The organism is Parapedobacter sp. (assembly GCF_053550995.1).
Window position 1 is genome coordinate 1 of the sequence record NZ_JBMQOC010000092.1, and the last position, 20,137, is coordinate 20,137.

The following is a 20,137-nucleotide window of genomic DNA, read 5'->3' on the forward strand; positions in this document are numbered from 1 at the left end:
AGGGGTATCACCTGTTCTTGTTCCACAGCTTTCCTCCCCTTTTCCTTTATTGTTTCAACGATGGTAATCGCATCGTCTGCCACGTCCAGCAATTCACCCACTTTGGTTACGCCACCCTGCATCGATACCTGGACCTGCCTACCGATGTTCTTTCGGTATTGCCTTACCATGCCCAACGGCCGATCGATGCCGGGCGAGGACACCTCCAATCGGTATGCGTGGGGAATCGCATCTTCTTCTTCCAACTGAAACCCCACATAGCGGCTTATGGCAGCACAATCTTGAATACTGATACCCTGGTCGCCGTCAACAAGCACTTCCAACAACCCGTTTGAATGCATTTTCACATCCACCACGAAGAGGTCGTCCCTTTCGGCAATCTTCTCCTCAACCAAGGCGAAAACTCTATCTTCTATCGAATGTCCCACGCTTTTACAAACTAGTAACCATGAAAAAAGGGGACTACAGCTGTCCCCTCTCTCTCAAGATGATGCAAAGGTAAATAAAATCTTTAAAAATCAAAAATCATTGCTCCATCGTTTTTCATCTCTTTTCCACCACGGTGCTGATGGTCTTTTGCATCTGCGCCATCATGGCAGTTAGGGTCTCCATTGTCGGCTCTGGGGTGGGCTCGGGCAATTGCGTACTAATATACGCTTTCGCCTTCCATACCTCTAAGATGTCGTTGGCCGCAACCCAATAGGGCTCGTAGCTCTTGTTATCAGAAACCAACTTCAGCCCCTTATCTTCTTTATATTTAAAAGCAATCCGCTTGTACACCACGCCCTCATCCCTGGAAATGACCACATACGTTTGACCGGGTTTGATTTCACCCCAATTTTCCACATACTCGGCAATGACCACACTGCCCGACTGCAACGGCAGCATGGAATCACCTTTGATTTCAAAAGCGCGATAAGTACCTTGCCTAAACATCGGCAAACTGAACTTAGGCAATTCGGCGATATACTCCGGATCGGCATAACCGTTCAGGTATCCGGCACTGGCTTTCACAGGCACCAATTCGATATTTTCCTTATCCTCACCATCTACCGTGATGCTCAACACGCGGACACTAGCAGCATTGCCACGCGCCGTCGGCTTCCATTTATCATTGATGTGGTCATTGGCCAACTCATCCATGGTCAAATCGTAGAAGTCGGCAATTTTCTTTAGCAACTCATATTTGGGTTCCGCGCGACGCTCTTCGTAAGCGCCCACAGATGCACGCTTTATACCCATTTCATCTGCAAATTGCTGCTGGGTAAGCCGCTTCTTCTTACGAAGGTATTTAAGATTGTTAGCAATATTAGACATAAAAATAAAAATAAATTTGCATCCACTAAATAAATTAGTATTATTGTGCCAATAAAGTTAGCAACTTTTTGCGGAACACAAAAATTAATGCATAAATAATTTTTCCACAGCATGAACACTTATATTTATATCCTCACCGACAGCAACCGCAATTGCCTGCATGTGGGCATGACGGATGACCTTCGCAAGGCGGCAAAAACTTACCGCGACCTCAAAACATTTTTCTTTGATGCCTATGCAAACGTATCACGATTGGTATATCATGAGGCGTTTGCAAGCGATACCGATGCGTTACGCAGGTTCAACGAATTAAGTTGCTATACCCGTATGCAGAAAGAGCGTTTAATACGGCGGCATAATCCAAATTGGTTGGATTTGGGTATTCCTGCGGCGGCGGCCCTACACCGGGGCAACATATTTGCAAAGGGCTACAAATCATTACCAACCGGGCGCGAAATTGAGTCCGAATGTCCCGAACTTCACGTCAGACCGCTGGAACGGAAACGCGTAATAAGGTTCCAAAATCATTGCCCCGAAAAGATTTACACGCAGCGATACACCCGCACTTAAGGCAGGTATCCGTTCATAAGTTTCAATCGCCGGTAAACTCGGATCATTCGGATTGGGTTGCGAGTCGATCAACCGGGGAGTGCTCCTGAAAGCCACTTTCGAATCGCTATCCCACGCCAAACCCGCGTCGAAAAACAGGTTCAAATCAGAGAATAACATACCGGACCGGATGACGGCAAGTTTTTCGGGTCCGGTAAAGGGTAGCCGCAATTCGAGGTTAACCACCGCAATACGTGTCCCCATCAGGCTGTTGAAGTTAAAGCTTCCCGTACTGTTTCTGAAAGAAGAACTTTCATACCCGCGTATCAAATGTGGATAACCTAAGAACAACGGATACAAGGCATTTTCATGACGGCCAGCACGCATATAAGTATATGCCCTTGCTGCTATCGTTACCGGGGCGTATCGATTATATTTCCGCACGTCAAGCGTATATGCCGTGAAGTTATAATCACCGAAATATTGCTCCGCCCCCACACGGTAGCGGTAACCCTGTAGGGGTGCGGCAATCCCAAACACGGCATTATCACCAACAAACGACGTATTTACCTGTTCAATGGTAAAGGCATTAAAGTTACCGCCGAAAATTTGGCTTGCTTCCTCATTCGATATCTTATCCCGTCCGCCATAACCATAATAATAACTCTGCCACCATCGATCCACCCGGTAGCTGTACCGGGCTATCGCACCGCCCACCTCAAAGCGGTGGTGCCTCGAAAACGGATAGGCACCGAATGCTTCGGCCTGTTGCTGAAAGGTCCGAATAATATAAGTATCCAAAATCGGTTCCTCACTGCCGCCGCCCACATCCCGCACGTCATACATGGAAAAACCCGACATATATGGAATATGCGAAATCGCTCCACCCCAGTTGATGCGGCTTTTCTGGTTGATATACGCTACCTGACCACCGAAATCATAGATCTCACCGTTGATGGATAACGCCGCGAAAATCTGGTTGTGGCCCAAGATATCCGAAAACATACCCTGGATACCACTGGCTATGCCGGCACCATAGCGACTGCCCACAGCCAATCCCATCCCACTGTTCGCCAAGTAATCCAATTTAAAGTTGGGTTTATAGGGTACCGCAGCAATTTGGTTGCTGTCGATGCGCTGGAACAGGTTGAAATTGCTCAAGTTCGCATTCACTACATCCACGCCAAGGTTTTCGGGGGGGGGTAGCATCGCCGCATCAAAGTTAACCACATATGGATCCACTTCAACAGGGCTAAACTCCTCTTCCTTGGCATTGTAAAGCGAATACCCATTATTGCGGAAGTAAGAATACAATACATCACCATTGGCCGAGAGGCTTAACGCGGGTGAGTACTCCGTGATACCGCTAATTCCCGTGAAATACTGAGTCAATCGCTCTACTTTACCATCAGCTAGGGTATACCGATACATATTCCGGAAACCATCGCTATTAGACAGAAAGTAAATCTGGCTATCGTCGGCCGAAAATTGTGGGTTCAAATTATTAGCCCCCTGAAATACGTCAATATCAGAAATCGAGCGTGTTTCCACATCGATTATCGAGATATTCATCGGAATATCCACACTTCTCGAATCCGACTGCAGGGACACGCGGTCTGTACTGAATACGATACGTTTCCCATCGCGCGAGAAGCTAGGTTGATAATCAGAATAGCGATCGTTGGTAAGCTGCGTAACAATTTTGGTGTTGAGGTTATAAAGGTAAATGTCGCTGTAACCATTTTGCAACCCGGAAAATGCAATCGTTTCTCCATCTGGCGACCATGCAATGTTGGCAAACTCCGATATGTCTCCCATCGACTCCAGAAGCAGCTCTTTACCTGTTTGCACGTCCGCTATCATGAGCCTGCTTTTACCCCGGCTGAACACACTGAAAGCAAACTTACGGCTATCAGGGGAAAATGCACCCGAAGATTCGATAAAACTATACTCATCGATGTCCTCATTCGTGAGTTTACTACTCAGCCGCTTGATGTTTCCACCGGTTTCGGCGTCTGCTATGAAGAGATCTATGCTAAACAAGCTTTTTTCCGAAAGAAACGCAATGTACTTACCGTCAGGCGAGATGGCTGGCGAAACGTTCATCCGCCCCGAATTCCCCGTGTTGATCACCGACCTCCCCACCGGCTTCACTGCCGTGTCTACCGGCAGGCTGCGGTAGGCGTTTATCATGCTATTTTTCCATAGGTTGGATAATGTCTGCGAGTCGTACCCAAACACACGCCTGATCCCCATCTCATAACCATACATAGCCGTTGCTTTGAATAACGGCATAATCACGGTATCGCCGTATGTAGAGCCGATGTAGGACCAGAATGCCTGACCGTACCGATAAGGAAAATACCGGTTCATGTTTTCCGTCATCGCCTTCAGGGATGGAATATCGTTGTTCAGGTAAGCATCGCGCATCCACATGGCCGTGAAAGCATCCTTCTTACCGATTGAAAAATATTCGGCCATCCCTTCCACCATCCACAACGGTATATTGCCTATATTTTCCAGGCGGGTGGAGTCGCCCCCCTCCATCAACAAACGATATTGGAATGCGTGCACCAATTCGTGGCCAAGTACATGCCTCGTTTGGTTGTTGGTCTGCATCACCGGCATCACCACCCGGGTTTTGAAGGCCTCCGTAACACCGCCCGTACCTACACCTATTTCACCCTGTACCGTGGTGGTCTGTTGGAACTCCGGGTGGTTGGCGTATAAAATGATCGGGTTCTTGCGGAGAAAGGTGTCACGGAATACTTGTTGGTGCAGTTCGTACCAAACTTCGCTTTCCTTGGCCAACCACCGTACCAATGTATCATTCTCCAAATAATAGTGCAGGTTGAAATGAGGGGTCTCATACACACTGAATTTAAGCGACTTATACCGCATCTTGTTCTGCCCGAAATATTGGGCCTGCACGTTGGTGGCAATCGTGCAGAAGAGCAATATAAAAAACGCACTTGACAACGAACGTCTGGAAAATCGATAAAGGTACGTCATGGAAAAACGGGTGTTTGAATATAATGTCTAATTAGAACGAATATCGGTGAAAAAGTTTAATTATTAGCAACATATTATTTTTTTGAAGGGTACCGTATGCGGATCCGCCCACCAACCTCTTCCTGCTCACCCGCCTCAGGCACCGGGATGTCAATCTGCTGCTCCAGTTCTTCGAGGTCCACCGGTGTTTCCGGCGTGGTATCTGGCAGCAGTAAGGGGGCAATAGAATCCGTTTCCGTGCTATCGCGCTGGATAATGCGCGGACTTGGGCAATTATATTTCCGGTTGATCTCCACCCCCGGCTCCGGGAAAGGTCCGTATCCATAGGCCAATGAATCGTCTAGGTATAGCCGCTCCATAAATTTACCGAATACGGGCAATGCGGTCCGCGACCCCTCACCCGTTTGTGAATTCCTGAAATGGATGTTGCGTTCGTCGCACCCAATCCACACGCCTGTAACCAGATCTTTCGTCACGCCCATGTACCATCCGTCTACATAATCTGATGAGGTACCCGTTTTCCCCCCTATTTGGTTATTGTCTCTCCAAAGATCCCATTCCCATAAGGCTTGCGAAGTCCCGCCCGGTTCTTCCATTGTGCCACGCAGCATATAGCCCATCAACCATGCTACTTCTTCGCTGATTGCACGCGTTGCCGTGGTTTTGAAAGTCGCTACCTTGTTTCCGTGGTAATCTACGATTTCAGATACCAAAACGGGCTGCACCCTTTTGCCTTCGTTCATAAACGTAGCGTAGGCGTTCACCATTTCAAAAACGCTCACATCATTTGACCCCAGGCTCACCGAGGGTACCGACGCCAGCTCGCTGGTAATGCCACACCGATGGGCGGCTTCCACCACCTTATCCCAACCTACCTCTTCCGTAATCTGGGCGGTGATTGAGTTGACCGACCGCCCCATTGCCCAGCGCAGCGACATTTCCCGCCCGCTGAACACCCAATCCGCATTCTTTGGTTCCCATACCTTTTCTTCGCCGTTCTCTACGTAATTAATTCGAACAAACTTGTCGGTGTACTTGTCGCAGGGCGACAAGCCCGCCTCCAAAGCCGCCAAATAGGCGAACGGCTTAAACGTGGATCCTGCCTGTCGTTTTGATTGAAAAACATGGTCGTACTTATAGTATTGATGATTAATACCACCCACCCATGCCTTTATCTCCCCGTTATATGGGTCCATGGTCATAAGGCCGGCGTTGAGCATGGTAGCATAATGGGCCAGCGAGTCCATGCTGGAGTATTGCACCTCTCGGGGGCCACCCCACGTAAACACCTCCATGGTTTTGGGCAAATTGAGGTAATAAAAAATGCTGTCTTTGTTACCGGCGTATTTTTCATCCAACTGCGAATAATACGTTGTTCCTTCGGCCAATCTTTCCAAAAACCCCTCAATTACCTGGCCGTCCGCATCCCGCCACGGTATTTCACCGCGCCATGCATCGTCTAGCCGTTGCTGCAAAATCCCCATCTGATCGGCTACAGCTTCTTCCGCATGGCGCTGTACCCGCGAATCTATCGTGGTATAAATCTTCAGCCCATCTACGTAAATATCGTAACCGTTTGCCGCGGCCCAGTCCTCCAACCAACGTTCAACCGCCGTGCGTAGGTACGAATCGCCGCTCCCTAGCTCGTCGGTTTCACCCAGCCGGAGCCCCAACGGTGCCGTTTTCGCCGTTTCGTAAGCCTCATCATCCAACATCCCGGCTTTGTACATCTGCCCCAGCACTACATTCCGGCGCTCTAGTGAGCGTTCGGGATTACGCACCGGATTATAACGGGTGGTTCCCTTCAACATCCCCACCAGTACGGCGGCTTCCGGAGCGGATAGCTCAGATGCGTCTTTGTTGAAATAACGCCTTGCCACCGTCTTGATGCCGTATGCATTGTTGCTGAACGATACGGTATTGAGGTACATAGCAAGAATATCTTCTTTACTGTAGTTGCTTTCCAGCTTATAGGCCGTAAGCCACTCCCTAAGTTTGAATACCAGCACCCCCACGCCCGGTACGCGCCCCAACAGGCCCGTCGATTGGCTATAGCGTGTGCGGTACATGTTTTTGGCCAATTGCTGGGTAATGGTACTGCCACCGCGGGGATCGCCCTGCACGGCCGATGCGATACTTGAAAAGATGGCCAGGAAATCTACGCCATGGTGCCTAAAGAAACGGATGTCTTCGGTTGCCACCAACGCATTCACCACGTCGGCGGAGATGCTATCATAGGGCACCGGCGAACGGTCCTCTTTAAAATAACGGCCAATGAGCACGCTATCGGCTGTATACACTTCCGATGCGATATGTTGTATAGGTTTGCGGATATCCCTGGCCGTGGGTGAATAGCCAAACAACCACAGGAAATTCACTTCTACCATACAAACCAGCAAGATGATCGCATAGATAACGATAACGATATAGCGTATGTAGCGGTTCCGTATCTCCTTAAACATCGGGTAAAGATGACGATTTGTTTTGATAATATATACGGCAATATCCGGTTTGGTGCTACATTTACGCTTGCAATTACTTGATAAAACCCTATATTGCAATCACTTTAATTCATGATGATGTCTAAAATCACCGATAAATTCCGGGTCACGTCCGGCGAATCGTTCAAGCTGGCGGATTTCCGGACAGACGATGCCGCCCCCCTTAAGAAGAAAGAAGCGAAAGCTGGTTTGGCCGATTTCCGAGACGAGCTGAAGGAGTACCAGGAACGGTTGTATGCCGAAGATTCGCAGAGCCTACTTATTATCTTCCAGGCGAAGGATGCAGCCGGCAAGGACGGCGCCATCGAACACGTGATGAGTGGTGTAAACCCACAAGGTTGCCAAGTGTTTAGTTTCAAGCAACCCACTCACAATGATTACGAGCATGATTTCCTATGGCGGCATTACAAAGCATTGCCCGAGCGGGGTCGTATCGGTATCCACAACCGTTCCCATTACGAATACGTGCTCATCTGCAAAGTACACCCAACATTCAACCTGTCGGAGCGTATCCCGGGTTATCGCGATGAGGTCGACTTCAATGACGGCTTCTGGAACGATCGTTATGAGAGCATCCGGCAATTCGAGGCACACCTGCACCGCAATGGCACCAAGGTCATCAAATTTTTCCTCCACGTTTCGAAAGATGAACAGAAAGAGCGGTTCCTAGACCGGATAGAAGACAAATACAAAAACTGGAAGTTCGCCGCTTCCGACATCGATGAACGCGGCTATTGGGACAAATACATGCTTGCATACGAGGAAGCCATTGCAGCCACTGCCACGGAGGCATCGCCCTGGTATATCATTCCGGCCGACAGGAAATGGTTTGCCCGTTATGCGGTTGGCAAGGCCATTGTGGAAACCCTAGCGGATATGGAGCCCGAATTCCCGAAGCTTCCCGAAGAGCAACGCGCCAAGCTCGACAAATACCGGAAATTACTGGAAGGTGAATAATCAAAAATGTTTCTCGTTCTTGCTGATGATTTTTCCATCCCATCGCACATCTTTTTGCTGTGGAACACTGCGTATCGGGCAGTTTTTCACACGGCAATAGCTGCAGCAGTCGGGAATGCAGGGGTCGGCATGGATAAACAGCTCGGTATCGGCATGCAGGTTTGTATTCATTAAATCGTCGATGGCCGACACCTCGTCGTGCACTTGGTTCAAATCATAGTAATTGGGCAAGGTTACATGGCAGTCGATATGCAGCTCATGCCCATAACGTTGCACGCGGAGGTTGTGCACATCTATCCAATCGTCCTTCCGGTTCTTTTGGAGAATCGCCGCAATCTCGCTCACCAATTTCGTATCCGATTCGTCCATCAAGCCGGCGATCGACTTTCGGAGCAGCTTATATCCACTCCAGAGGATATATAACCCCAAACCCAACGAAAGCACGATATCGATCCACACCAAGCCGGTGAAATACATCACCAGTAAGCCTACCAGCAAACCTACCGTACTGTATGCGTCGGTTTGCAGGTGCTTGCCATCGGCTTGCAGCGTCAGCGAATGCAGCACGCGGCTTTGCCGTACCATATATGTGCCAAGAACAAAATTGGCCACCCCGGTAAAAGCGATCAGTCCCATACCGCTGATGAGGTTGCCCACGATTTCGGGAAAGAAGATATTATAAGCCGCTTTGCCTACGATGAGCACGCCCGCAATGAAAATCAGCCCTCCTTCCAGAAAAACCGAGAAAAACTCCACTTTACCATGACCGTAGGGATGGTTGCTGTCTTTCGGCCGCGCTGCGAGGGTGATACTATAAAATGCGAAACCAGACGCCACCACGTTAACGATACTTTCCATCGCATCGGTCAGTATAGCGTTGGAGTTGGTGAGCAAATAGGCCGCAAACTTCACCAGCATCAGCAAAATACCGGTAGCCAACGCCATGCGTATGATGTTTTTCTGTTTGTTCAAAACGGGTGTTGTTTATGCAAAGGTAGTCAAATTGGCGGTAACTGCTCGGGCACCGTGGTATATCCGATTCCTGACGGTCGCCAATCACGAAATTTCGACTGAATTAGTAACAAATAATCCACAACTTTTCCTAAGTTTGCCCCTCATGAGTACACCATCTATTCTCTCCGACAGGATCAATAACCTGTCCGAATCGGCCACCTTGAAAATGACGAAGTTGGGCCGCGAACTGGCAGCAAAAGGTATCCACGTGATCAGTCTCAGTGTGGGCGAGCCCGACTTCAATACGCCCGACCATGTTAAGCAGGCTGCGAAGCGGGGGCTTGACGAAAACTACACCCGCTATTCGCCCGTTCCCGGTTATCCCGACTTGCGTAAAGCAATTGTGAATAAACTGAAAACGGAGAATAACCTGGATTATGATGTATCGCAGATCGTGGTGTCCACCGGAGCGAAACAATCGCTATCTAATGCCATCCTCACGCTGATTAATCCAGGCGATGAAGTAATCATCCCCACCCCCTATTGGGTCTCGTATTCGGAAATGGTTACGTTGGCCGAAGGAAAATCGGTGTTTATCAATACGACCATCGAAAGCGATTTTAAAATCACGCCACACGAACTGGAAGCGGCGATTACGCCCAAAACCAAGTTATTCATGTTTTCTTCGCCCTGCAACCCCACTGGTAGTGTATATAGTAGGGATGAACTCGAGGGGTTGGCGCGGGTATTCGAGAAACACCCAAACATCTATATCATTTCCGATGAGATCTACGAGCATATCAATTTCGTCGGCAAACACGAATCCATCGCGCAGTTCGACAGCATCAAAGACCGCGTCATCTTAATCAATGGTTTTTCAAAAGCTTTCGCGATGACCGGTTGGCGGCTGGGCTATCTGGCAGCAAGCAAGGAAATTGCAGCTGCCAATGACAAGCTACAGGGTCAAACCACCTCCGGCACGTGTTCCATTGCCCAGCGTGCGGGAATTGCGGCTTATGAACAGGGACTGGAAACCGTATTGGAAATGAAAAATGCGTTCGAACGGCGACGGGAACTGGTGTATAACCTACTGAAAGATATCCCGGGTGTAAAAACGAACTTGCCGCAAGGTGCGTTTTATTTCTTCCCAGACATCAGTGCGTTCTTTGGCAGGAAAGACCCGCAAGGCAATACCATCAACGATTCGGCAGATCTGGCGCTCTACCTACTCAATGAAGGGCATGTGGCTACCGTTGGCGGTGATTCATTCGGCAACAACAACTATATCCGGATTTCGTACGCTGCATCTGACGATGCGCTCAGGGAGGCGCTCCGGCGGATTAAAGAAGCGTTGTCTAAATTGAATTGATTTGACAATCGTACGGATGCGTTGATTTAAAATCAACACACCTCATTTACTTCTAATCGCCTCAACAGGGTCCAGCCGTGCCGCCATGGCCGCGGGTATGATACCAGCAATAAGTCCAATCAATGTGGATAACACGATGGTGAGGATCACCATACCGATGTTGACCACAATGGCTAGGTCAAAGGCGAGCTTAACCAAAAAGGCAAGGAGGTAAACAACAGACAGGCCGGCTAATCCGCCGATAATGCATAGGGCTATCGCTTCAATGAGGAATTGAGATAAAATAAAGTAGTTTTTGGCACCCAAAGACTTCTGGATACCGATAATATGTGTACGTTCCTTTACTGAAACGAACATGATGTTGGCAATCCCGAATCCGCCCACCAGGATGGAAAAGATACCAATAAAGCCGCCAGCCATATTGATAACACTGAACATGGCATCCAGTTGAGCGGTGATGATGGTGGTTTTATTGAGTGAGAAATCGTCCTCCTCCTGTGGGCTGAGCCGGCGGATGGACCGCATCATACCGCGCAACTCGCTTTCGGTTTCATCCAGCGACACGTTAGGCATCGCGCTCACCATGATATAGGAATCGGCGCGTCGGATATTGATGACGTTGCGACCGAAGTTGAGGGGGATAAGCACAATATTATCCATCGACACATCGAATATCATACCCTCTCCCTCTTTCTCGAAAACACCGATCACGGTAACCTTGCGGCCCAACACCTTGATGGATTTGCCGATGGGACTGGCCCCGCCCGGGAACAGCCCTTCAGCGATGGTGGCTCCGATGACGGCAACATTGCTACCCCGATTGGATTCGGACTCGGTAAAATAGCGGCCTTCCACGATCTCGAGCTTACGGATGTCATACAAATCGTGGGATGCCGCCGAGACGGTAATCCCCGACACGTTATTATTGCCATACTGGGCCATGCGATTACCCACATCGATATTGAAGGTGATGGCTTCGGCTGTAGTCATCCGGCTACGCAACGCGGTGAAGTCGCGGATATCAGGTTCCGGGCGGTTGACATATTTCCACCAAGGATACTCCTCGCCCCCGCCCCATGGCCATTTTTGCACATACAGGGTTTTGCTACCCAATTTTTCTACGCTATTCTCCAAGTTGGCGCGCAAGGTATCCACCGCCGAAAACACGCCGATGATGATGAGGATGCCGATGGTCACACCAAGCAACGACAAAAATGTCCGCGTGCGGTTTTCACGTAGTGCCGCAAACGCAAAACCAAAACTCTCGCCGATTAACCTCAGGAATAACATCATATCCAATAAGACGATCAAAACCGTATTTAGTTACAGCCAAAAATACACATTATAATATTAAATAATTTCATAACTTTGCACGCTGATTTACACGTTGGCATAGCGGTATGCCACCATCTAAAATTTCACATCAACAATGAAGCTATCACAGTTTAAATTTAATTTACCTGAATCACTAATTGCCTACGAACCGGCTGACCATCGAGATGAATCACGATTGATGGTACTCGACCGCAAAACGGGTAAAATAGAGCATAAGATTTTTCGGGATGTGCTGGATTATTTCGACGACAAAGATGTGATGATCCTCAATAACACCAAGGTATTTCCAGCCCGGATGTATGGCAACAAGGAAAAGACCGGCGCAACCATCGAGGTATTCCTTTTGCGTGAATTGAACAAGGAACTTCGCCTTTGGGATGTTTTGGTAGACCCCGCGCGCAAAATCCGCGTAGGAAACAAACTATATTTTGGTGAAGATGACCTGTTGGTAGCCGAAGTGGTGGACAATACGACCTCCCGGGGCCGCACGATTCGTTTTCTTTTTGACGGTACGGACGAAGAATTCCGCCGTAACATCGAATTGCTCGGCGAAACCCCGCTACCCAAATACATCAAGCGCAAAGCGACCCCCGAAGACAAATACCGCTATCAAACCATATTTGCCAAGCATGAGGGTGCCGTTGCGGCTCCTACTGCCGGCCTCCATTTCAGCCGCGAATTGATGAAACGTTTGGAGCTGAAAGGAATCGAATTTGCTGAGGTCACGCTACATGTCGGACTGGGCACGTTCCGCCAAGTGGAAGTGGAAGATCTCACCAAGCACAAAATGGATTCGGAACAATTTTTCATCCCAGAAGAGGCTGCAAAAACGGTCAATACGGCCATCGATGCGAAACGGCGTGTTTGTGCCGTAGGCACCACTTCTATGCGGGCTATCGAATCAGCGGTATCCGCTGATAGGCACCTTAAGCCAGCCAGCGAATGGACAAGCAAATTCATCTATCCGCCGTACGACTTCAGTATTGCCAATAGCATGATCACCAATTTCCATACGCCCGAATCTACGTTGTTGGTAATGATCGCTGCCTTTGGCGGCTATGAAAACATAATGAATGCGTATGAAGTCGCCGTCAAGGAAAAATACCGCTTCTATAGCTACGGCGACGCTATGTTGATTATTTAGATTCGTATCGGGTACTTAGTGATCTTCACTAGGTACTCTGCACGCCACAGCGAAACATGAACTTTGCTATTATCGTTGCGGGAGGGACGGGTAGCCGCATGGGCTCCGATATGCCGAAGCAATTTATGCTGCTGGATGGTCTCCCCGTAATGATGCACGCCATCCAGGCGTTCCACCGTAGTACCAGCTCGCCTCAAATCATCGTCGTCATTCACCCGGCACTGCGGGACGATTGGTCAGCATTATGCCTAAGCCATGCCTTTTCTGTGCCACATGCCGTGGTAAGCGGCGGAAAAACCAGGTTTGAAAGTGTAAAGAATGGCCTAAACGCCATAAAATCAACGGGAGCCGATTTAGCACATTGTATCATTGCGGTGCACGATGCTGCACGTCCCCTGGTCCCGTCAACCCTTATCGACAACACATTCCGCCAAGCGCTTCGTTCCGGTACAGCTGCGCCCGCTATGACGAGTACCAACTCCGTACGAATAACCAACGGCAACGGTTTAGAAAACCATGCGTTCCCTCGGTCTCGTGTATACCTGATGCAAACACCGCAGGTGTTCAACGGCGCCATTCTATGCGATGCCTACGAACAGGATGATGACAACTCATTTACCGATGATGCATCGGTAGTCGAAAAGAAAGGGTATCCCATCACATTGGTTGATGGAGATACCCATAATATCAAAATCACCTTTCCCGAAGATCTCCGCATAGCAGAAGCCTTTCTCGGGAACTGCACCTAGGCTGCGCTTCGGTTGACGCGCAATAAAATCGCGATGATGGCGATAACCAACAGGATGTGAATAATCCCGCCGGTCACGTAGCCTCCGAAGTAACTGATTGCCCAAACGATCACTAGGATTACCGCAATGATATAAAGCAAATTTCCCATAATACTAAGGTTAAAATATAACAATTACCTACAACAACAGCCGTAACGATAAAAAGTTTGCGTATCCTGTAATAGGATCATCAAGAAATGGCAAGTTGCAAACCATCGTAAGCGAGGAAAATCCCTTCAGGCAACGCGGCTTCAACGTCATCGTGCAAGCCGAGCCGATGGCTGATGTGTGTAAAATAGGTTTGTTCGGCTCCGATTCGTTGTGCAAAGACTATGGCTTCATCTAAGGTGAAATGTGAAATATGGGGTTCGCGCTGCAATGCGTTGATCACCAGAATTTTTGTACCGCGTATCTTTTCGGCCTGCGTATCATCTACGGTTTTAGCATCGGTAATGTAAGTGAAGTCGCCTATGCGGAAGCCCAATACCGGCATCAGATAATGCATCACCTCGATAGGGATCACTTCCCGGCCGAACAGCAGGAATGGCGCTGATGCAATTTCGTGCAGGTTGAGGATAGGCACCCCCGGGTATCTCTTTGCGGAAAAGGCATAGTAGAATTCGCGCTGCAAGGCTTCGTGCACATCGCGTGTACCGTAGATATCAACAGCTGCCCCCTGTTGCCTGTTGAAGGCACGGACGTCATCCAACCCAGCCACATGGTCCTTATGCGAATGCGTGAACAATACGGCATCTAAATGGGTTACATGCTCGCGGAGCATCTGGTAACGGAAATCCGGACCGGTATCGATCACCAAGTTCTTGCCTCCCCATGTTACCAATACAGAAGACCGCAAACGGGTATCTTTAACATTTGGAGACGTACATACCTCGCAATCGCAAGCAATAACTGGAACACCCTGTGATGTGCCTGTGCCTAAAAATTTAACTATCAAATCGTAAGTCGAGTTTGTTTGATACTTTGTAAAAACTGCCGCTGCTTTTCATCCAATTCCGCATCGATTGCCGGCATATCCCGTAGGATACCCACGAGCGAACCGATTTTTGTTTCTATGTTTGAAAACCGATTGACCACCACCACCCTGCTATGCTCAAGCACGCACGCAGCGGTTTTGAAACTACCTTTTTCATAACGCACCTTATAACCTAAGCTTTTCAACAAGGTTTCCAATTTATCCAGGCTATGTTGTGTATTGGATAACAAACGCAATCAGATTTCTATGGGCCAAAATACAATTCATCCCACGAAATAACAAAGTCGATTTATCAACACGTTTTCGCTTGTCAACCTCCCTTGGCCACCAGCCGCTTAAAAAAGTCTTGCATAAATCCCAACCCATACGCACAAAGCTGGGTAAATGAAGCAACCAAGCTCAGCGCAGCCACCGTCAACCGTTTGGTTTTGGCTAGCGCATGGATAAATAGCAATATCGTGTACATGCCGAGCAATAGGTTGCCGACCCAAGCCAATGCCCGAGTACAGGCTGTCGCAGGAACACCGGATACTGCATTCCACAAATTGAGCAGCAACAAAACCATTAAAAACAAGGTAAACGCTGCCGGGAGAAAATGAACGAGCTTAAGCTCGGTGGGGAAGTGTTTGTAGATATTAATACGGGCGCGCCCGAAAAAATGCAATTGCTTATAAAATTGCTTGAAATCCGTCCGCCGTTTGTGGAACACCACCGCGTCGGGGATAAGCCCAATACGGAAGCCCGACGCCTGGATACGAATGCTATATTCAATATCCTCTCCTAACCGGGTGAGCTTGAATCCGTCTACCTGCTCCCATACGGTTCTCGACACGCCCATGTTGAAGCTGCGCGGATGGAACTGCCCCACATGTTTCCGGTTGCCGCGAATGCCTCCCGTTGTAAATGGGGAGGTCATCGCATAACTGATGGCTTTTTGTATCGCTGTAAAAGACTCATGTGCTGCATCAGGTCCCCCATAGGCGTCAAGCCATGTAGTTGCCAAAAAAGCGGTTACGTTCGCAAGGTAATCTGGCGGGATTAAACAATCTGAATCAAATATGATGAAATAATCACCTTTGGCACGCTCAAAACCAAAATTGCGCGCAAACCCCTGCCCTGCATTCGGCTTAACGTAATAATGCACATCAAGCCGCTCCCGATACGCCTCCACCACTTGCCGCGCATCGATCGTAGAACCGTCTTCAACAACCAACACCTCAAATGAAGCATACGTTTGTTGGGTAAGGCTATCAAGCAATTCGTCAACCTCCTGCGGCCGGTTGAAAAGCGGGATGATGATCGAAAAGAAGATATGACCTCGTTGGTGAGCCAATTTAAAGCTAAAATCGTAAATCTAAAATCAAATGACCTTCTCTATCTGGTAGTTGTTGCGGTCTATGCCGTTTCGGGAAACAAGTTCTGCGACAAATCCCGTAAGGAATAGTTGTGTACCGATGACAATGGCAATGAGGGCAAAGAAAAAAAGAGGCTGTTCGGTCACATTTCGATAAGGGCTTTGGTTCGCAATGCTCACCAGCTTCTCTACGATGAGCCAAACGGCGATAACGAACCCCGCAAGGAAACTCAGCACCCCCATGGTACCAAAAAAATGCATGGGCCGTTTACCGAATTTGCCCACGAAGAAGATGGAAAGCAAATCCAAAAACCCTTTGATGAATCGCCCTGGGCCGAATTTGGTTGTGCCGTACTTGCGAGGGAAATGCTGGACAACCTGCTCATCGATACGCCGGAAACCTGCCCATTTGGCAATTACGGGAATGTATCTGTGCATCTCACCGTAAACTTCGATGCTCTTTACCACCTCTTTCCTGTATGCTTTCAACCCACAGTTGAAGTCGTGCAGGTTGTGGATACCCGACATGCTCCGCGTCACGGAGTTGAAAAGTTTGGTGGGCACTGTTTTACTCAGCGGGTCATGGCGTTTCTGCTTCCATCCGGACACCAGATCAAACCCATCCAGGGCAATACGCCGATACAATTCCGGGATTTCGTCCGGACTATCCTGCAAATCGGCGTCCATGGTGATGACTACGTCCCCCTGCGCCGCAGCAAACCCTACATTTAATGCAGCAGACTTACCGTAATTGCGCCGGAACTTGACAGCGGATATTTTCGGGTTAATGGCCTTTAAGCCCTCAATGACCATCCATGAACTGTCCGTACTCCCATCATCTACCAGAACAATTTCGTAGCTGAACCGATGCTCGTCCATCACCCGTTGAATCCATGCCGCGAGTTCAGGCAGCGATTCCGCCTCATTATATAAGGGAATAACAACGGAAATATCCATCAAAATCTATTGCTCCTCGTCAACCGGTGCAAAAACCGGGCGTTCGCGTTTGAAAATGGCGGCAAAAATAAGCGCACCGATAAAATAAAAAATTGCGCCAATCGCCAATCCCTGTATGAAATCAACAAAACTGGGATTCACTTGTTTCTCAATGCTTTTTTCCGCTTCTTCAATCATCTTATCAATCTGCTCTTGGTCAGAGGTAAATGCCTCGGCCATCTGCGTGGTCGCATTCAGTGATGCCTCGCGCATCATGTTGGCATAGTCGGGTTCAATCCACTTGGCAAATGCGGTGGTAAACACCGTGGAAATGACCACCTGCACGAAGAACATGAGGAAAATGTTACCCAATGCCTCACGGAACGACCAATAACCACCTATTTTTTTGCGTAGGTCTATCGTGAAATAAACGGCAAGCCCAATACCAATGGCAATGGTAATAAACCCAAAGGCGGGATTTGCCATCAATGTTGGTGATGCATAATACACCAACAAGAAGATGATGATATTGATTACTGCCCAAATAAACGCATTGGTAATGGCCACTCGCTTGGCGCTTACCTTTTCTTCGGTGTTCAGATTCGTCGTCATGGTTATGTGTGTTTTGATTAATGATTATAGGCTACCAATAACCCGTAGATGGCACTATCAAATGCTGGATTGACACTTTCCGTTGCATAGGCTGCCCAGTCGGCATCCACGGGATGCTGTTCGTAAAAGAAGCTCATTATCGGATAAAACAAATCGACAAGCTCTTGGTTTTCGGGAATCTTCGCTGCCACCTTAGCAATTTCGCCATATGAGCTGTCAACAAGCAATTGGTTGGCAATAATGGGTTCATAGATACGATGCTCATCCTGAAACTCGTCTTCATCTACCAGTAAGAATTCCTTCAGGTAATCGTCCAGTTCCGGTTCGATCCCCTCATCGGCACACTCGCGGAAATAGAGCAGTAAGTTAAGCAACTCCGTGCCCCGATCGATTGTTTGTTCCTCAATGGCATCCCATGCTTCCGATTCGAGGTAATCGTTTTCCAGTTTTTCCACGTCTGAAGCGAAGAAATTCATCAGCAAAAGGTCGAAGGTGATTTCCCGCAGTTCCTCAAAACGGGGATCGTTATCGAAAATGGCATCAGCCTGTGCGACCTTGTCCAGAAAGGGAGTATCCCGTTCAAATATTTCAACCAATGGCGCCAGTACGCCAGCCCCATCCAATTGTACTCCTTTAGCATAATTTTGCAGGCATTTCTCAAGGGCGCTGTGAATATATTGGTCCATTATAGCGGTGTGTTTGCAGTTTGACGTTTATTGACTACCATTGTTACGGCTCCTTTTAGCGTGCGGCCAAACAGTGGGCTATTGCTTGATTTGGAGCGGTTTGTTTGCTGGTCGAAGCGCCATTCCCGCTCGATATCAAATAAAACCAGGTTGGCAGGGGCGCCTTCCCGGAACTCGGGAATGGGGATCCTTAATACGCGTCGCGGCCCCATGGCCAGTTTATCAACCAGCTGTTCAACGGTTAATCCGGCTTGAAGGACCAAAGGCAATACGGTTTGCACACCAATGATTCCATCCGACGCAATCTGGTATTCAACCTCCTTATACTCGATCTCATGTGGTGTGTGTTGCGATACGATGGCATCGATGGTTCCATCTTTTAAGCCTTTGATAAGCGCCTTACGATCTTGGGTCGTCCGAAGTGGCGGACTTACCTTGTAGTTGCTGTCAAAACCAGCCACCAACTCATCGGTCATGACCAAGTGGTGCGCGGCTACCTCACAGGTTACCCGGATGCCTTTGACTTTGGCCCGGCGAATTAAATCGACACTCTCGGCGGTGCTAATCGTCGAAAAATGAATGGGTGCGTCGTTGTATTCGGCAAGGTATAAATCACGGGCAACCATCAGTGCTTCCGCTAGATTCGGGTTACCGCGCATACCCAGATACGTACTGGTTACCCCCTCGTTCATCTTTGCCCCCGCAGCTACCGATACGTCTTCGGGATAAGATATAATCAATCCGTCAAGCCCTTTGCTATATAAAAGCGCCCTACTCATTAACCCCGCTTGTTGCACAGGTTTATCTCCATCGCTGAATGCGATGGCGCCGGCCAACTTCATGTCATACAACTCGGCCAACTCCTCGCCGCTGCGTGCTTTACTGATGGTACCGATGGGATATACATCGACCAGCAGAGGCTTTGCCCGATTGACAATCAGCGCTACTTCGGACCGGCCATGCAGTGGCGGATGTGTGTTAGGCCTAACGGCTACACCCGTGAACCCCCCGGCAGCGGCAGCGGCACAACCCGACATGATATCTTCCTTGGTTTCCAACCCCGGCTCACCGAAATTCACGTTCATATCGAAAAAACCCGGAGCCAGGTATTGCCCCTTTGCCTCGACAACGGTTTGACGATCGCCGTCGGCCTTGATGCGGGCGGCAATTTTGGCAATCATCCCGTCTTTGATCAACACGTCCACTTCACGGTCGTGAAAAGGCGTATCCTTAAAAACAATTTTGGCAGACTTGATGAGTAGGTTATCCATAGATATCTAAAAACACAAACAGGATGGATTTATGGCGGCGTGCACGTTCATTTAATCAACAAAATTACAAAATCCGCTACAATGGCAACTATTTATTTTCAGAATTTGCTATTGCCCCCATTCATAGCCATTTGTTTCGAAGCCAGCCAATGCCAATACGCGTTCGATTACCGTTGCGGCAATCTCCGCTGCATTTCCCGGCAGACTATAGAACGACGGACTTGCCGGGCAAATGATACCTCCTGCTTCCGTAACGGTTAGCATATTGCGGAGATGAATGGCACTCAAAGGGGTTTCCCGTGGCACCAGGATAAGTTTACGGCGCTCCTTCAATATCACGTCTGCGGCACGGGTGGTC

19 protein-coding genes are annotated in these 20,137 nt (G+C 48.8%); 4 read left to right on the forward strand and 15 right to left on the reverse strand.

Features of this window, described 5'->3' with window-relative positions; genetic code table 11:
* The 4 genes from ACO1NT_RS12410 to ACO1NT_RS12425 form a co-directional block, all read right to left on the reverse strand.
* Positions 1 to 428, reverse strand: a 428-nt coding sequence (locus tag ACO1NT_RS12410) for a ribosome assembly cofactor RimP (RefSeq protein ID WP_449048944.1), incomplete at its 3' end; no start/stop codon positions are given.
* A gap of 115 nt (positions 429 to 543) precedes the next feature.
* Positions 544 to 1,317: a helix-turn-helix domain-containing protein gene (locus ACO1NT_RS12415; RefSeq protein WP_449048945.1), complete on the reverse strand. Its 774-nt coding sequence runs from the start codon at positions 1,315 to 1,317 to the stop codon at positions 544 to 546.
* A 438-nt stretch (positions 1,318 to 1,755) separates the two neighbouring features.
* The gene (locus tag ACO1NT_RS12420) at positions 1,756 to 4,878 is read right to left on the reverse strand and encodes a tolB protein precursor (protein ID WP_449048946.1); all 3,123 of its coding nucleotides are present in this window, start codon (positions 4,876 to 4,878) and stop codon (positions 1,756 to 1,758) included.
* A gap of 74 nt (positions 4,879 to 4,952) precedes the next feature.
* Positions 4,953 to 7,340, reverse strand: coding sequence for a transglycosylase domain-containing protein (locus ACO1NT_RS12425; RefSeq protein ID WP_449048947.1), 2,388 nt, complete (start codon positions 7,338 to 7,340; stop codon positions 4,953 to 4,955).
* 111 nt (positions 7,341 to 7,451) lie between these two features.
* Here ACO1NT_RS12425 and ACO1NT_RS12430 point away from each other — a divergent pair, with 111 nt between their 5' ends.
* Complete coding sequence (locus ACO1NT_RS12430; protein ID WP_449048948.1) at positions 7,452 to 8,336, forward strand: PPK2 family polyphosphate kinase; 885 nt, start codon at positions 7,452 to 7,454, stop codon at positions 8,334 to 8,336.
* Here ACO1NT_RS12430 and ACO1NT_RS12435 read toward each other — a convergent pair whose 3' ends face one another.
* A complete protein-coding gene (locus ACO1NT_RS12435) occupies positions 8,337 to 9,308 on the reverse strand; it encodes a cation diffusion facilitator family transporter (protein WP_449048949.1) in 972 nt (323 codons plus the stop codon).
* A 145-nt stretch (positions 9,309 to 9,453) separates the two neighbouring features.
* Here ACO1NT_RS12435 and ACO1NT_RS12440 point away from each other — a divergent pair, with 145 nt between their 5' ends.
* Positions 9,454 to 10,659, forward strand: coding sequence for a pyridoxal phosphate-dependent aminotransferase (locus ACO1NT_RS12440; protein WP_449048950.1), 1,206 nt, complete (start codon positions 9,454 to 9,456; stop codon positions 10,657 to 10,659).
* A gap of 42 nt (positions 10,660 to 10,701) precedes the next feature.
* Here the strand turns inward: ACO1NT_RS12440 and ACO1NT_RS12445 are convergent, their stop codons facing one another.
* Positions 10,702 to 11,949, reverse strand: a complete 1,248-nt coding sequence (locus tag ACO1NT_RS12445; protein WP_449048962.1) for an ABC transporter permease — start codon at positions 11,947 to 11,949, stop codon at positions 10,702 to 10,704.
* A 139-nt stretch (positions 11,950 to 12,088) separates the two neighbouring features.
* On the opposite strand from ACO1NT_RS12445, the gene queA reads away from it, so the two are divergent.
* Both queA and ACO1NT_RS12455 read left to right on the forward strand, forming a co-directional pair.
* Positions 12,089 to 13,138 carry a tRNA preQ1(34) S-adenosylmethionine ribosyltransferase-isomerase QueA gene (gene queA / locus ACO1NT_RS12450; RefSeq protein ID WP_449048952.1) on the forward strand — a complete coding sequence of 350 codons (1,050 nt, stop codon included), beginning with the start codon at positions 12,089 to 12,091 and terminating at the stop codon, positions 13,136 to 13,138.
* Positions 13,139 to 13,194: 56 nt separating this feature from the next.
* A complete protein-coding gene (locus ACO1NT_RS12455; RefSeq protein ID WP_449048953.1) occupies positions 13,195 to 13,887 on the forward strand; it encodes a 2-C-methyl-D-erythritol 4-phosphate cytidylyltransferase in 693 nt (230 codons plus the stop codon).
* Here ACO1NT_RS12455 and ACO1NT_RS12460 read toward each other — a convergent pair.
* The 9 genes from ACO1NT_RS12460 to ACO1NT_RS12500 form a co-directional block, all read right to left on the reverse strand.
* Entirely contained in the window at positions 13,884 to 14,036 is a 153-nt protein-coding gene (locus ACO1NT_RS12460) for a lmo0937 family membrane protein (protein ID WP_449048954.1), read from the reverse strand. The genes ACO1NT_RS12455 and ACO1NT_RS12460 overlap by 4 nt on opposite strands.
* An 80-nt stretch (positions 14,037 to 14,116) precedes the next feature.
* Positions 14,117 to 14,881 (reverse strand): MBL fold metallo-hydrolase, encoded by a 765-nt coding sequence (locus ACO1NT_RS12465; RefSeq protein ID WP_449048955.1) that lies wholly within the window; start codon positions 14,879 to 14,881, stop codon positions 14,117 to 14,119.
* The gene (locus ACO1NT_RS12470; RefSeq protein ID WP_449048956.1) at positions 14,878 to 15,108 is read right to left on the reverse strand and encodes a hypothetical protein; all 231 of its coding nucleotides are present in this window, start codon (positions 15,106 to 15,108) and stop codon (positions 14,878 to 14,880) included. The genes ACO1NT_RS12465 and ACO1NT_RS12470 overlap by 4 nt, the downstream gene beginning before the upstream one ends.
* Positions 15,109 to 15,230: 122 nt before the next feature.
* Positions 15,231 to 16,232 carry a glycosyltransferase gene (locus ACO1NT_RS12475; protein ID WP_449048963.1) on the reverse strand — a complete coding sequence of 334 codons (1,002 nt, stop codon included), beginning with the start codon at positions 16,230 to 16,232 and terminating at the stop codon, positions 15,231 to 15,233.
* A gap of 48 nt (positions 16,233 to 16,280) precedes the next feature.
* Positions 16,281 to 17,231 (reverse strand): glycosyltransferase family 2 protein, encoded by a 951-nt coding sequence (locus ACO1NT_RS12480; protein ID WP_449048957.1) that lies wholly within the window; start codon positions 17,229 to 17,231, stop codon positions 16,281 to 16,283.
* 6 nt (positions 17,232 to 17,237) lie between these two features.
* Positions 17,238 to 17,822: a DUF4199 domain-containing protein gene (locus ACO1NT_RS12485; protein WP_449048958.1), complete on the reverse strand. Its 585-nt coding sequence runs from the start codon at positions 17,820 to 17,822 to the stop codon at positions 17,238 to 17,240.
* Positions 17,823 to 17,839: 17 nt separating this feature from the next.
* Entirely contained in the window at positions 17,840 to 18,508 is a 669-nt protein-coding gene (locus tag ACO1NT_RS12490; protein WP_449048959.1) for a hypothetical protein, read from the reverse strand.
* Complete coding sequence (locus tag ACO1NT_RS12495) at positions 18,508 to 19,779, reverse strand: dihydroorotase (RefSeq protein ID WP_449048960.1); 1,272 nt, start codon at positions 19,777 to 19,779, stop codon at positions 18,508 to 18,510. Before ACO1NT_RS12495 ends, ACO1NT_RS12490 begins: the two co-directional genes overlap by 1 nt.
* Positions 19,780 to 19,887: 108 nt before the next feature.
* Positions 19,888 to 20,137: flavoprotein (locus ACO1NT_RS12500; protein WP_449048961.1), on the reverse strand; the 250-nt coding region annotated here is incomplete at its 5' end.